We start from the raw sequence: 14,578 nt of genomic DNA, 5'->3' as shown, positions 1-14,578 counted from the left end.
TTATTACGCCTCCATTACTAATAATTGTGGGTCATTCAATAGACGTTTAATTTGGTTTAACGCTTTTTGAGCAGTTGCACCGTCAATTAAACGATGGTCAAAGCTTAGAGATAATGCTAATACTGGAGCTGCAACGATCTCACCGTTTTTCACAACTGGTTTTTCAGCGATACGGCCGATACCAAGGATTGCTACTTCTGGGTGGTTGATAACTGGAGTGAACCATTGTCCACCTGCAGAACCAATGTTTGTAATTGTGCAAGAAGCACCTTTCATTTCAGCTGGAGCTAGACGACCTTCACGTGCTTTACCAGCAAGATCATTGATCTCGTTAGAGATTGTGAAGATAGACTTACGATCTGTATCTTTAACAACTGGTACTAATAGACCTTTGTCTGTATCAGCTGCGATACCGATATTGAAGTAATGTTTATGAACTACTTCTTGAGATGCATCGTCTAAAGAAGTGTTTAACATTGGGTATTCACGTAATGCAGATGTTAAAGCTTTAACAACGTACGGAAGGTAAGTTAATTTAATACCTTTGTCAGCTGCTACTGCTTTGAACTTCTTACGGTGAGCAACAAGTTCTGTTACATCTACTTCGTCCATTAATGTTACGTGAGGAGCTGTGTGTTTAGAGTTAACCATTGCTTTCGCAATCGCTTTACGGATACCACTCATTTTCTCACGAGTTTCTGGATATTCACCAGCTGGGATTGGTTGTGCTTTTGGTGCTTCTTCTTTCGCTGCTGCTGGAGTAGCTTCTACTGCTGCTGGATCCTCAGTTGCTGCTACAGTTTGTCCACCATTTGCAAATGCATCGATGTCAGCTTTTACGATACGGCCATTCTTACCAGTACCAGCTACTTTATGAATGTCTACACCTTTTTCACGAGCGTATTTACGAACAGATGGCATAGCGATTACGCGCTCATTTACTACTTCTGCAGTTGCTGCTGGAGTAGCTTCCGCTGCTGGAGCTTCTACTGCTGCTTCTTCAGCTTTTGGAGCTTCATCATGATCGTCACCTTTAAATTTAAGGTTTTCGTATCCAGGAGCATCAAATTTAATTAATGTATCTCCTACGATTGCAACTGTTCCTTCTTCTACAAGTACTTCAAGTACTTTACCTTTAACAGGAGAAGGGATTTCTACTACTGCTTTATCATTTTGTACTTCAAGAAGTACATCGTCTTCGTTTACTTCATCGCCTGGTTTAATAAACCATTTTACGATTTCACCTTCGTGGATACCTTCACCGATATCTGGTAGTTTAAATTCAAATGCCACGGAATTCAGCCCCCTGATTCATTTCATTATTATGGAATATGTACAAAAGAAACCAGCATGTGCTGATTTCTTTTGCACATGAAAAGCTAAAAATTAGAAGTTCATTACTTTGTTTACAGCTTCAACAATATCTTTGTGGTTTGGTAACCATACGCTCTCTGCTTGAGAGAATGGGAATACTGTATCAGCAGCTGCAACACGTACAACTGGAGCTTCTAAGTTTAAGATTGCACGGTCGTTAATTTCCGCTACAACGTTAGCTGCAATACCAGCTTGTTTTTGAGCTTCTTGAACTACAACTACGCGACCTGTTTTTTCAACAGAAGCGATGATTGTTTCGATATCTAATGGTTGAACTGTACGTAAGTCAACAACCTCTAAAGAGATACCTTCTTTTTCAAGTTCTTCAGCAGCTTTTAATGCAGCGTGAACCATAGCACCGTAAGCGATAACAGATACATCTGTACCTTCACGTTTGATATCAGCTTTACCTAAATCAATTGTGTAATCACCTTCTGGTACCTCTTGACGGAATGAACGGTACAATTTCATATGCTCTAAGTAGATAACTGGATCGTTGTCACGAATCGCAGAGATTAAAAGACCTTTAGCATCGTATGGAGTAGATGGAATAACAACTTTTAGACCAGGTTGTTGAGCCACTAATCCTTCTAAGCTATCAGCATGAAGTTCAGGAGTATGAACACCACCACCGAATGGAGAACGAACTGTTACTGGAGCAGTCCAACGTCCACCAGAACGGTAACGCATACGAGCTAATTGACCAGAAATTGAATCCATTACTTCATAAACGAAACCGAAGAATTGGATTTCTGGAACTGGACGGAATCCTTCAAGTGCAAGACCAACTGCAAGTCCACCAATACCAGACTCTGCAAGTGGAGTATCCATTACACGATCTTCACCAAATTCAGCTTGTAAACCTTCAGTAGCACGGAATACACCGCCGTTTACACCAACGTCTTCACCAAATACAAGTACGTTAGGGTCATTTTTCATTTCAACGCGTAAAGCATCAGTGATTGCTTGAATCATTGTCATTTGAGCCATGGCTTACTTCGACTCCTTTTCTTTGTAGATTTCATATTGTTCAGCTAAGTTGTAAGGCATTTTTTCGTACATGATTTCCATTAAATCAGTTACTTTTTGTTTTGGAGCTTGGTCAGCCTTAGCAATTGCTTGTTTGATATCTTCTTTTGCTTCTTCGATTACTGTCTCTTCAACTTCTTGAGACCATAGGCCTTTAGCTTCTAAGAACTTACGGAAGCGTACGATTGGGTCTTTTTGTTCCCATTCGTTTTCGATATCTTTTGTACGGTAACGAGTTGGGTCATCACCAGCCATTGTATGTGGACCGTAACGGAATGTTAAAGTCTCGATTAAAGTAGGGCCTTCGCCATTTACTGCGCGCTCACGAGCGAAAGCAGTTGCTGCGTATACAGCTAATGGATCCATACCGTCTACTTGAATTCCGTAAATACCTGCTGCTACTGCTTTTTGTGCTACAGTTTTAGCTGCAGATTGCTTTTCTACTGGAGTAGAGATTGCATAACGGTTGTTTTGAACAACGAAGATTGCTGGAGCTTTGAATGCACCTGCAAAGTTCATACCTTCGTAGAAGTCACCTTGTGAAGCACCACCGTCACCAGTGTAAGTAATTGCAACAGATTTTTTACCACGTAGTTTCATACCTAACGCAACACCAGCAGTTTGGATGATTTGCGCACCGATAATGATCTGTGGAGCTAATGCATTTACATTCTCAGGCATTTGGTTACCCATGAAGTGTCCACGAGAGAATAAGAATGCTTGGTATAATGGTAATCCGTGCCATACTAATTGTGGTACATCACGGTATCCTGGTAAGATGAAGTCTTCTGCTTCAAGTGCGAAATGACTTGCTAATTGAGAAGCTTCTTGTCCAGCTGTAGGTGCGTAGAAACCTAAACGTCCTTGACGGTTTAAAGAAATAGAACGTTGATCTAATACGCGAGTATACACCATACGACGCATTAATTCTTTTAATTGATCATCAGATAATTCAGGCATAGCTGCTTCATTCACAACTTCACCGTTTTCATTTAAAATTTGTAATGTTTCAAATTGAGCTGCGATAGCTTTCATTTGCTCATCAACATTAAATAGGGTCTTTTTTGTTTTAGTACCCATTCCGTTCACCTCTTCCTCTCTTGAACCATATTCTGAAACGCTTTCACTGGCTATTTTCCAGTTTAAAAAGCGCAACGATGTAAACCAACATGTTTGTATGTCGGTTGAGAATAATTTTGTGTACCTAACAATCTGTACTAATGTTTTTTCAGAAACATATTAATACAATCTTGATCACGTTTTTTAGTTTACAACTATTCTAATTACGATGTCAATTACTTTGAATACGTTTTTTTATAAATAATATGCAGGTTTCTACTACACAAACGTGTTTTTATTTTTTACATCTGTATTAGTAAGCATTGACCTACTGTTATATTATTCCCTTTTTCACTTATTTTTTCTCTTAGAATAATATGTAAACGATTTAATTCTCTTTAGTTTTTCTCTCTTCGTAACAAAAATATACAAACTACTCTTCCTTTTTTAGGTAAATACCTATACATTTCTACCCTCTCTTCCATACATTATAGTAACCGCAGTATTAGCGGGAAATGATAAAGGAGGTCATCTCATGTACGGATACTCATATTGCTATCCAACTTGTTCATATCCTTCCTACGGTTATGGCGGTTCTTGTGGCGGGTCTGGACGCGGCTTCGCCTTAATCGTTGTGTTGTTTATTCTTTTAATTATCGTTGGTGCTGCTTGCATTCGCTAATTGTAAAACGAAACAACTATGGAAAGAAAAAGACGGCTTTGCCGTCTTTTTCTGTTTATCACATACATAACTACTCTATAATAGAACGATTTCCAAAATGCCTTCCCTTTCTTGCCGATGACTTTTTCCATCTCCTTTGGTAGACTAAAGAGGAAAGGAGAGATTACATATGCTTACAATGAAAGATGTTATTCGCGAAGGAGATCCTATTTTGCGCAACGTTGCAGAAGATGTGTCCTTACCGGCAAGCGAAGAAGATACAACTACCTTAAAAGAAATGATTGAATTCGTAATAAATAGCCAAGATCCTGAAATGGCTGAAAAATATAGTTTACGCCCTGGAATCGGATTAGCGGCTCCGCAAATCGGTGTTTCAAAAAAAATGATTGCAGTTCATGTAACCGATGCGGATGGTACATTATATAGCCATGCATTATTCAATCCAAAAATCATTAGCCATTCTGTTGAACGTACATATTTACAGGGTGGTGAAGGCTGTCTATCTGTAGACCGCGAAGTACCTGGTTATGTTCCTCGTTATACAAGAATTACAGTAAAAGCAACTTCTATTAACGGAGAAGAAGTAAAATTACGTTTAAAAGGTTTACCAGCAATCGTATTCCAACACGAGATTGATCATTTAAATGGCGTTATGTTCTATGACCATATCAATAAAGAAAATCCTTTTGCCGCTCCTGATGATTCCAAACCTCTAGAGCGATAATAATAAAAAGGCGGAAGTTAATCTTCCGCCTTTTTATTATGAAATGGGTTCCATATTCACTTATAGCAATCCAGCCCACTTTAGTCCATGATATATACCGTCTTCATTAACATCCTTTGTCACATGATTTGCAAGTTTTTTCAAGTCTTCATGGCCATTTCCCATCACAATACCTGTGCCAACGGCTTCGATCATTTCTAAATCATTTAAGCCATCTCCAAATGCATACACTTGATCACGATTAAAACCTAACTTTTCAATGTATTTCTCAATTCCTTTTGCCTTAGAACCACCATTCGGAATGATATCCATTGAATATGCATGCCAACGAATAAAATGGAAATCTGGATAATGATTAATAAACTTTTCCTCTTCATTTACTTCACAAAAAAGTAGTGTTTGATAAATATTACGTTCCTCATAAAAATTAGGCTCATATGCTGGATGCTCAAAGTTTAAGCTTCCAAAGCCTTCTTTCACATAATCATGATATTCCACTGATGCTCTCATATCTTGATGGTCAAGATATACAAGTGGATATCCTTCTTGTTTTGCAAACTGAGTAAACTTATGTAAAGCATCTGGATGTAACGGATTATTAAATATTACCTCATCTTCAAAGACAACATATTGTCCATTAAAACTAACATAATTATGTATATTAAGTTCCTTACGAATATCTTCGAACATAAATGGCGCGCGCCCTGTCGCAATTGCTACATGTACACCTTTTTCTTGTAACTGTTTTACTGCATCTCGTGTAGATTGCGGAATTTTTTTATCATGATCTAATAATGTTCCATCAATATCAAAAAAGACAATTTTATCATTCATTTGTCAAAATCCTTTCTGAGACTCTATATTCCTATTTTGAATATCACTTTTCAAATTCTAAAAAAAAGTATAACATATTAAACATCTGTGAAGAAAGCGTTCCCTTTCTGACCTTATTTGTAAACTTTGCATATATATATTAGTAAAACATGTAGATACTTGTTCGGATGAATTTTCTTTTCCATTCTTCCTCATACTATACCTATAACTAACGGCTACTGATCGTTACTATAGAATAACTTTCACTGTATGGGAAAGGACAAGATTCACCATTCACTTTTGTCCTATCTCTTATATCAGAGATAGAGTTTTCACTAGTAATAGGCATGTTTAAAATAAGGAAAGGAAGGAGTAATCATGCTGAAGAAGCTGAAGAAAAAGCTCAAGCGTTATTTAAATGGTCTAGTCCGTAAAAAGACAGTCGCTTAAATTGTGCCCATTTCGGGCTTTTTCTTCATTCTCATTCGAAAAAACATGAAAATCGTGACTGTTTGCTTTATAATAAGTAACAGATAATGCAAAACATAGACAAGGAGAGGTTTTCCAAATGATTTTTAAAGTATTTTATCAAGAAAAATTAACTGAGGTTCCAGTACGTGAAAATACAAAAGTTTTATATTTAGAGGCTACGTCTGAAAAGGATGTTCGTACAAAATTAAATAAGTTCGCATATAATATCGAGTTTGTTCAGTCTGTTACTGGCGCTCATCTTGAATATGAAAAAGAAAACGCTGATTTAACATTAGCGGAAATCGTATAGCGATATGAAATTTCTAAAAAACGACCAAGTTGCTGTATTTGCTCTCGGTGGGCTTGGTGAAATCGGTAAAAATACATACGCTGTTCAATTTCAAGATGAAATTATTATAATTGATGCTGGAATTAAATTTCCAGAGGACGAACTTCTCGGAATCGATTATGTAATACCAGACTACACTTATTTTGTGCGAAACGAAGATAAAATTAAAGGGTTATTCATTACACATGGTCACGAAGATCATATCGGCGGAATCCCTTACCTATTACGTCAAGTGAACATTCCAATTTACGGCGGAAAATTAGCAATTGCACTCATCAAAAACAAATTAGAAGAACACGGCTTACTTCGTAAAGCAAAACTTTACGAGATTCAAGAAGATGACGTTATTAAATTCAAAAAAACGTCTGTATCCTTCTTCCGTACAACTCACAGTATTCCAGATTCGTACGGCGTTGTTGTGAAAACACCTCAAGGTCAAGTTGTTCATACAGGTGACTTCAAATTTGACTTCACACCAGTTGGTGAACCAGCTGATTTAACAAAAATGGCTGAAATCGGTAAAGATGGCGTACTATGTCTATTATCTGATAGTACGAACAGTGAAGTTCCAAACTTTACTATGTCTGAGCGTCGCGTTGGTGATAGCATTCAAGACATTTTCCGTAAAGTAGAAGGACGGATTATATTCGCAACCTTTGCATCAAATATTCACCGCTTACAACAAGTTGTTGAAGCTGCTGTTGAAAACAACCGTAAAGTAGCTGTGTTTGGTCGAAGTATGGAAGCAGCGATTGAAATTGGACAAAACCTTGGTTATATTCGTTGCCCGAAAGATACATTCATAGATGCATCTCAACTAAACCGCTTACCAGCTAATAAAGTTGTTATTTTATGTACAGGTAGTCAAGGTGAACCGATGGCAGCACTTTCACGTATTGCAAACGGTACACACCGCCAAATTCAAATTATTCCTGGAGATACAGTTGTTTTCTCTTCTTCACCAATTCCAGGAAATACAATTAGCGTAAGTCGTACAATTAACATGTTGTACCGCGCTGGCGCTGATGTAATTCATGGGAAACTTTCAAATATCCATACAAGTGGACACGGTGGACAAGAAGAACAAAAATTAATGTTACGTCTAATTAAACCGAAGTACTTCATGCCAATTCATGGTGAATATCGTATGCAGCGTATGCACATGAACATAGCAAATGATTGTGGCATCCCTGAAGAAAATTGCTTCATTATGGATAATGGCGATGTTCTTGCTTTACGTTCGGATGAAGCTAGCGTAGCTGGAAAAATCCCATCTGGTTCGGTCTACATTGATGGAAACGGTATTGGAGATATTGGCAATATCGTATTACGCGATCGTCGTATCCTTTCTGAAGAAGGACTTGTAATTGTAGTTGTAAGCATTGATATGAAAGAATTTAAAGTTGCAGCAGGACCTGATATCATCTCACGCGGTTTCGTTTACATGCGTGAAAGTAGCGATTTAATCAATGATGCACAAACATTAATTACAACTCATTTAGAAAAAGTAATGGAGCGTAAAACAACACAATGGTCTGAAATTAAAAATGAAATTACAGACACATTAGCTCCATTCCTATATGAGAAAACGAAACGCCGTCCAATGATTTTACCAATCATTATGGAAATATAAGAAAAAGGACAATGCCATGAAGGCATTGTCCTTTTCTTTTCTCTTATCTTAAAAAGTGTTTAAATCGATCCACTTCATCGTCATGACCAATGACAATTAATATATCTCCTGCTTGAATATTCTCCGTAGCTCGAGGGGATACGATAACTTCTTTGCCTCGTTTAATTGCTACAATATTCAATCCAAACTTCGCACGAATATCTAATTCAATTAAAGAGTGCCCATCAATTTTTTTATTCGCAATAATCTCTACAATACTATGCTCATCTGAAAGCTCAAGGTAGTCTAGCACATTGCTTGATGCAATATTATTAGCAATCCTTTTTCCCATATCACGTTCTGGATGCACAATATGATCTGCACCTATTTTACTTAACACTTTTTCATGATAATCATTTTGAGCTTTTACAGTAATATTTTTTACACCCAACTCTTTCAAAATCAAGGTCGTTAAAATACTTGAATTTAAATTATCTCCAATAGCAACGACTACGTGATCAAAATTTCGAATACCAAGGCTTTTTAATACCATCTCATCTGTTGAATCTGCAATTACAGCATGCGAAGCTATATTTGCAAATTCATTAATTTTATCCTCATCTGAATCGATTGCCATTACTTCCATTCCTAATTGAGCTAGTTCTCGGCAAATACTTCCACCAAAGCGACCAAGTCCAATGACAGCAAATTCTTTTTCTTTCTCACCCACGGGAATTCCTCCAATAACTTCAAGTACTATTTATTTTCAGTGTAACACACTTTATATGCGTCACAAAAACTGTAATTAGCTCTTATTTTTGTTTTTGTATATAAAAATATTGTTGCAAGTAAAAAGCGATACCAACAAGTAGCATAGCAAATACAAATATATTTCCAAAAGAACTAAATGTTTCAAAAACGAATAATAATGTTTCTTGACCAAAAAAGGCAAATAGAAGCTGTGTGAATGCAAATAACAACGCCCATATGTAATGATGTTGATGGAATAAATAATGCGTTGCACCTAAAAAAGCAATAAACGAAAAGATAAAGATCCACCAATTTTCTAAAAATAGTTGCCAATTAGAAAATTGATATCCATTTACTAATATCGCAATAAGCGCGATAACTACCATCGTCGGCACACTCCAAAATAATGCCCGTCCTCTAAAGAAACGAGTGCCTTTAACATCTCCTTTTTCATGTGCAATATATGTTAGTACTACTGTGCTTATATACAAAACAGAAAGAATTGTTAAAACGATAATAAGCCAAAAATGTAATTGATAATATTCATGCTCTATATTTGTCACGATTGCAGCTAACATGCACGGAATTAACATTCCCGTCCAACCATCTACTTTTCTTTCATTCCAAAAGACCGTATTACCAATCCTTATTCCTAACAACATAAAAATAATGATACCCAATACAAATAACGTAGTTTTATTCCCTACTAAACTCGTTGAAAAAGCAATTAATCCAATAAATAAAAAGAGCACAAACCCATTCATAATTTCTAGTACAGGTGATAAATATCTCTTCACCCATTTGTATGTTTCGTCATATTCATTATTATCTACTAGACGATAGGCATAAAAACTTATCCCAAAATAAACCGCCGCAATAATAACATACGCATATAAGACGAAACATAAAATCGCACTGCTAATTTGCACGTAATTCCCCACCCTTTTTTCTATGTTTCACATTGATTTTACACACTTTTCATACTAAAAGTAAACATATATAAGTTAGTCAAATAATTAATAATGAGCAGTGGCTAAACCCCCTGCTCATTATTAAAACAGTACAATTAACTTTAATTCTTCCATTTGTATATAAATGTCTAAAATCAATCTATACGAGCGTTACTTACACCTCAGAACAAAAAGTTTTTTGGAACCTTCAAGAAAGTGGAAGTTTTATTTTCTATTCCCTTTCCACTTTACATATTGGCTTAAAAATGTAATTGCCTTTTCAATCACTTCTTCGTCTGGTTTTAATTTTGCATGATGTAAACCATATTCTGAATTTACTCCAAGCCAAAACATAAATCCAGGGATTTCTCGAAGCATATAACCAAAATCTTCACCCGTCATTGCCTCAGTACATGTAATAACATTCATATCAGTTTGTTTATGTACAAATTCCATAAACTCTCTCGTTAACTCTTCATGGTTATATACTTGATGATACATTGCTCCGTAATCTATAATCGCCTCACACTGGAAAGAAGCTTCGATACCTGCAACAATTGACTCAATTCTGCTTTTCACACGCTTCATTGATTCCACTGATAATGTTCGAATCGTTCCTTCTAAACGAGATTTTTCTGCAATAATATTTTGAACCGTACCACCAGTAATTTTCCCGATTGTAATTACTGCACTATCAAGAGGATTTACATTGCGACTAATAACGGATTGAAGCTGTGTAACAAGATGACTCGCTGCAACAATCATGTCATTTGCAGTATGCGGATAGGCAGCATGGCCACCTTTCCCTTTTAAATCAATATATAATTCTGAAGTATTGGCAAATAACAGTCCTTCTTTCGTTGCAATTGTCCCCACAGCGTATTCTGGTGCAATATGAAGACCAAGAATTATATTCGGTTTCCATTCTTTTAACTCTTCACTTTCTAACATAGGAAGAGCACCGCCTGGTCCTTCTTCTGCTGGCTGGAATAGAAATACAAGGTCATCATCTATTCTTTCGCTCACAGCTTTCGTTAGAAGGCCTAAACCGATTGTTGTATGTACATCATGGCCACATGCATGCATCATTCCTTCATGAATAGAAGCAAACTCGTATCCAGTTTCCTCTGTAATTGGTAAACCGTCTATATCTGCACGATAACCTATTATTTTTTCGGGATTTTTTCCATTTACTTTAACGATTACACCCGTTTTCCATGTCTTCACTTCCACAAATTCATGAGAAAGTGTTCCTATATAATCTAAAATATACTGTTGTGTTTTCCATTCCTTAAATCCGATTTCTGGAATTCTATGTAGATCTCTACGAATTTGGACAAATTTGCTTACTGTCATTTTTGCACCTCTATCTATAAAAAGCGTAAGAGCCCATTTACGCTCTTACGCTTTTTTTACTTTTTATTTCTCTGGGTTTAATTGACGAAGCTCTTGTTTAATTTCTGTTTTTGCTTTTGTCTTCTCATCAATTTCTTTGATTACACGTGCTGGAGTACCTGCAACAACTGTGTATGGAGGTACATCTTCTGTTACAACAGCTCCCGCTGCTACAACTGCACCTTTACCTACTGTAACACCCTCTAAAACAACTACATTTGCACCGATTACTACATCATCTTCAACGATAACTGGTTTTGCAGAAGGTGGCTCAATAACACCTGCAAGTACAGCACCTGCACCTACGTGACAGTTTTTACCGACTGTTGCACGTCCACCAAGTACTGCGTTCATGTCGATCATAGAACCTTCACCAATTACAGCACCAATGTTAATTGTTGCATTCATCATAATTACAGCGTTGTCACCAATTTCAACATGGTCACGAATAATAGCACCTGGCTCGATGCGAGCTTTAATACCTTTTAAATCAAGCATTGGGATTGCAGAATTACGACGATCGTTTTCTACAACGTAGTCAACGATGTGCTTATTATTCTCATCAAGAATTGTCTTAATTTCAGACCATTCTCCGAATAATACACCTGATTTTTTATTCACAAATGCTTGTACTGTTTCAGGGAATGTTACTTCTTTTAAATCCCCTTTTATGTATACCTTTACAGGAGTTTTCTTTTCACTTTTTTGAATAAACGAAATAATTTCGTTAGCGTCCATCATTTTCATTCTTGTTGCCTCCTAAATCCATTTATAATGTTACTCTACCAAACGAAAGAGCGAGTAGCAAGATAATAATCTTATTTTTCCCTTTGAATTTCTTCTATAATTTCTAAAAATGCTTGTACTTGCTTCAACTGCCTTGCCGAGTCACTTGTTAACAACCATGTTTCTCTCGTCAGTTGAACAGGTGTTTTATACATATTTTCCTGTACTTCCTTTAAAACAGTAGAAGGTAAAAGGGCATAACCTATACCATTTAAAACAAGTTGTTTACATGTTTCAATTTGGTCAACTACAATCGTTCGCTTAGGCGGATTAGAAAATAAACCATACCACCAATTTTGTATTTGTCCATAATAAGTCGAGTCACTTTTAAATTGAATGAACGGCCTATTTGTTTCTTTTAACATCGAAATATCTTTTATTTCTTTATCAACTAAATACAGTTCATCTTCAAATAATTGTTGCTTCTGACCTTTATATTCTTGTGTTCCCCTCAGTATAGCAACATGCACGTCTCCTTCATAAAACTGCTTTTGCACTTCACTACTCCATCCAGTAAACAGCGATATCTTTACAGAAGGATATTTATGCACAAACTTTTTCAAAACAGGAGGGAGCCAATATTGACCAATAACTGATGCAACAGCTATTTTTAACGTTCCATGAGTTTCCGTTCTGAAAACAGCCAGCTCACTTTTTATATCTTCTTCCCTTTGCAACATTTCTTTGGCATAATTTGCAACTTTTTCCCCTTCAGGTGTAATTGTCAATCCTTTTTGTGAGCGAATAAAAAACTTCATTCCCCATTGTTTCTCCATAGATTGTAATCGTTGACTCAGCGCAGGTTGGGAAACAAATAAACGTTCCGCCGCTTTTCTCATATTTGATTCCTGAGCTAACACAACCATCATTTGAAAATCATCAATTTGCAACTTTCTCCCTCTTTCCTTAGCTTCCATACACCTTATTTCAATAAGCTTTTCATCCTTAATTTATCCGAATGCTTTCATTCAGAAAATACAATTGTCCAGCGCAAACTTTCCTTATGTTTTATGTCTTTTTAAATATAATACATACACAAGTGATATGCACGAAAAAAAGTGACTTCTTCGTTTCTATGAAGTCACTTTTTTCACTTTATCGATTATGTTGCCTTACTTTCTTATTCAACAATTTTAAAATAGCCCGACGTGTTAAAATCCCCTCAAAATAGCCTTCTTCATTAACAGCGCAAATAAAAGGATGATCAATTGTCATTTCTAAAGCTTTTGCAAATGAATCGTCTAATTTAAGAACAGGTATATCTTCTTTCATCACCTGCTCTACTTTCATATCATCGAGCCTTTCAAACTCAATACGTTCTAATCCTAACATACCATCTAATATCATGGCAGTACTAATCAAACCATGTAGTTTATACATTGGATCTAAGACAGGTATCGCTGAATATCCAGATTTTACAAGAACAAGTAAAGCATGTTCTAAACTATTTCCAATTTGGACATGAGCTACTTTTTCCGATGAAATCATTAAATCCTTCACAAGAATTTGTTGAAATTCGTCTTTCGGAATACTAATCATATTACATCCCCCATTTTCCCTTTTTCCTGCTTATGTTCACAACTCTATTCACATTTTATGACAGCGTTTTCATATTATTATTTTGTCCTAAATTTATTTCAATAAAAATACAATCACACAGCTATTTTAGCATACCGCACAAAAAAAAGACTACCATTCCGGTAGCGCTTAATACCCTTTATTTTTTAATCTGTAAAATAACCTTGTGATTTTTTTATATTGCATCACATCTGTCTGTTTCAAACCATTCTCAATATCTGTAAGTTCCACAGCTAAAATTTCACTTGCGTAATTTTGCTGAAATAAAATATCTAGTAGTAAACTTTCTTCTTCCTTCGTTAAAACAACTTCCCTTTGCATATACCCCTCTCCTTACACTCGCATCGTTACTCTTATTATATAAAAAATTCAACCTATTTAATAGATGTAATATTCAGTTTTTATTAAAAGATATGTAACAATCGTACACATACAAAAAAATCATTTCGTATATCGATTTGCATAGCTAAACGCCGCATAAGCATCCGGCTTAATTTTTGCAGTTAATCCCATCGCTCGAATTTTTTCTGTCATATCTAAAATAAATTCTTTTGTTAAGCCATCATTCCCAATGTCTAAATGAATTTCCATTATGAATCCAGCCCCATCTTGAGCATAAGGATGCAATAACTCCCATATTGTTTGTATATGAGTAGGCGTAAATAGACATGCGATTTCTTGACTAAACTGCGTTTCTAAATATATTTTCTCACGTAAGGTCGCTGGCTTATCTTTTACTGATCTATGGTGTAAACAACCCCAGGCACCTTTTCCAATACGATGAATATGGATTGCTGTAATAAACCTCGTATCCTTTTGATGCGCTTGCGAGTCTGTCCCAATGGATAATCGATACAAATTTCGCGGATCCTTTTCAATGAAACTACAAATACGGTTAAAGACCATATCAAAATTTAAATGTCTCTCTGAAACATTGTAAAATTTATGTGCACCGTCCACAGAGTCACGTCCTTTCAATTAGACAGACTTTTCGTATTCTCATTGT

16 protein-coding genes are annotated in these 14,578 nt (G+C 36.1%); 4 read left to right on the top strand and 12 right to left on the bottom strand.

Features of this window, described 5'->3' with window-relative positions; genetic code table 11:
* Window positions 1-3 precede the first annotated feature (3 nt).
* The 3 genes from pdhC to pdhA form a co-directional block, all read right to left on the bottom strand.
* Window positions 4-1,293 (bottom strand): pyruvate dehydrogenase complex dihydrolipoyllysine-residue acetyltransferase, encoded by a 1,290-nt coding sequence (gene pdhC / locus HMAS_RS04685; RefSeq protein ID WP_116344707.1) that lies wholly within the window; start codon window positions 1,291-1,293, stop codon window positions 4-6.
* A 93-nt stretch (window positions 1,294-1,386) separates the two neighbouring features.
* Window positions 1,387-2,364, bottom strand: a complete 978-nt coding sequence (gene pdhB, locus HMAS_RS04680; protein ID WP_000068168.1) for a pyruvate dehydrogenase complex E1 component subunit beta — start codon at window positions 2,362-2,364, stop codon at window positions 1,387-1,389.
* A 3-nt stretch (window positions 2,365-2,367) separates the two neighbouring features.
* Complete coding sequence (pdhA, locus tag HMAS_RS04675) at window positions 2,368-3,483, bottom strand: pyruvate dehydrogenase E1 component subunit alpha (protein WP_000536895.1); 1,116 nt, start codon at window positions 3,481-3,483, stop codon at window positions 2,368-2,370.
* 514 nt (window positions 3,484-3,997) lie between these two features.
* Between pdhA and HMAS_RS04670 the strand changes: the two genes are divergently transcribed.
* Window positions 3,998-4,144, top strand: a complete 147-nt coding sequence (locus HMAS_RS04670) for a YjcZ family sporulation protein (protein ID WP_000274562.1) — start codon at window positions 3,998-4,000, stop codon at window positions 4,142-4,144.
* A gap of 169 nt (window positions 4,145-4,313) precedes the next feature.
* On the top strand, window positions 4,314-4,868 hold the full coding sequence (gene def / locus HMAS_RS04665; RefSeq protein ID WP_000957042.1) for a peptide deformylase: 555 nt from the start codon (window positions 4,314-4,316) through the stop codon (window positions 4,866-4,868).
* Between the two features lie 60 nt (window positions 4,869-4,928).
* Here the strand turns inward: def and HMAS_RS04660 are convergent, their stop codons facing one another.
* Window positions 4,929-5,702 (bottom strand): Cof-type HAD-IIB family hydrolase, encoded by a 774-nt coding sequence (locus HMAS_RS04660; protein ID WP_000998275.1) that lies wholly within the window; start codon window positions 5,700-5,702, stop codon window positions 4,929-4,931.
* A gap of 547 nt (window positions 5,703-6,249) precedes the next feature.
* On the opposite strand from HMAS_RS04660, the gene HMAS_RS04650 reads away from it, so the two are divergent.
* Window positions 6,250-6,462 (top strand): DNA-dependent RNA polymerase subunit epsilon, encoded by a 213-nt coding sequence (locus HMAS_RS04650; protein WP_000576435.1) that lies wholly within the window; start codon window positions 6,250-6,252, stop codon window positions 6,460-6,462.
* Window positions 6,463-6,466: 4 nt separating this feature from the next.
* Window positions 6,467-8,134 (top strand): ribonuclease J1, encoded by a 1,668-nt coding sequence (rnjA, locus tag HMAS_RS04645; RefSeq protein WP_000670377.1) that lies wholly within the window; start codon window positions 6,467-6,469, stop codon window positions 8,132-8,134.
* 43 nt (window positions 8,135-8,177) lie between these two features.
* On the opposite strand, the gene HMAS_RS04640 is transcribed toward rnjA, so the two are convergent.
* The 8 genes from HMAS_RS04640 to HMAS_RS04605 all read right to left on the bottom strand — a co-directional run bounded on the left by HMAS_RS04640 (window position 8,178) and on the right by HMAS_RS04605 (window position 14,532).
* Window positions 8,178-8,843 (bottom strand): potassium channel family protein, encoded by a 666-nt coding sequence (locus tag HMAS_RS04640; protein ID WP_000504032.1) that lies wholly within the window; start codon window positions 8,841-8,843, stop codon window positions 8,178-8,180.
* 82 nt (window positions 8,844-8,925) lie between these two features.
* Window positions 8,926-9,792 (bottom strand): cytochrome c oxidase assembly protein, encoded by an 867-nt coding sequence (locus HMAS_RS04635; RefSeq protein WP_001167324.1) that lies wholly within the window; start codon window positions 9,790-9,792, stop codon window positions 8,926-8,928.
* 246 nt (window positions 9,793-10,038) lie between these two features.
* Window positions 10,039-11,169: an N-acetyldiaminopimelate deacetylase gene (locus tag HMAS_RS04630; protein ID WP_000218672.1), complete on the bottom strand. Its 1,131-nt coding sequence runs from the start codon at window positions 11,167-11,169 to the stop codon at window positions 10,039-10,041.
* Between the two features lie 63 nt (window positions 11,170-11,232).
* On the bottom strand, window positions 11,233-11,955 hold the full coding sequence (gene dapD, locus HMAS_RS04625; RefSeq protein WP_000783241.1) for a 2,3,4,5-tetrahydropyridine-2,6-dicarboxylate N-acetyltransferase: 723 nt from the start codon (window positions 11,953-11,955) through the stop codon (window positions 11,233-11,235).
* Window positions 11,956-12,026: 71 nt separating this feature from the next.
* Window positions 12,027-12,911: a LysR family transcriptional regulator gene (locus HMAS_RS04620; protein ID WP_001987174.1), complete on the bottom strand. Its 885-nt coding sequence runs from the start codon at window positions 12,909-12,911 to the stop codon at window positions 12,027-12,029.
* A 178-nt stretch (window positions 12,912-13,089) separates the two neighbouring features.
* Complete coding sequence (gene cbpB, locus HMAS_RS04615) at window positions 13,090-13,533, bottom strand: cyclic-di-AMP-binding protein CbpB (protein ID WP_000623579.1); 444 nt, start codon at window positions 13,531-13,533, stop codon at window positions 13,090-13,092.
* Window positions 13,534-13,701: 168 nt separating this feature from the next.
* Window positions 13,702-13,893: an antirepressor AbbA gene (abbA, locus tag HMAS_RS04610; RefSeq protein WP_001188692.1), complete on the bottom strand. Its 192-nt coding sequence runs from the start codon at window positions 13,891-13,893 to the stop codon at window positions 13,702-13,704.
* 120 nt (window positions 13,894-14,013) lie between these two features.
* Window positions 14,014-14,532, bottom strand: a complete 519-nt coding sequence (locus HMAS_RS04605; RefSeq protein WP_000348487.1) for a ribonuclease H-like YkuK family protein — start codon at window positions 14,530-14,532, stop codon at window positions 14,014-14,016.
* Between the last annotated feature and the right edge of the window lie 46 nt (window positions 14,533-14,578).

This window comes from Bacillus sp. HMA207 (genome assembly GCF_003402455.1).
GTDB classification, from domain to species: Bacteria; Bacillota; Bacilli; order Bacillales; family Bacillaceae_G; genus Bacillus_A; species Bacillus_A cereus.
The sequence above is the reverse complement of the archived record's forward strand: the minus strand, read 5'-3'. Positions and strand labels throughout refer to the sequence as shown.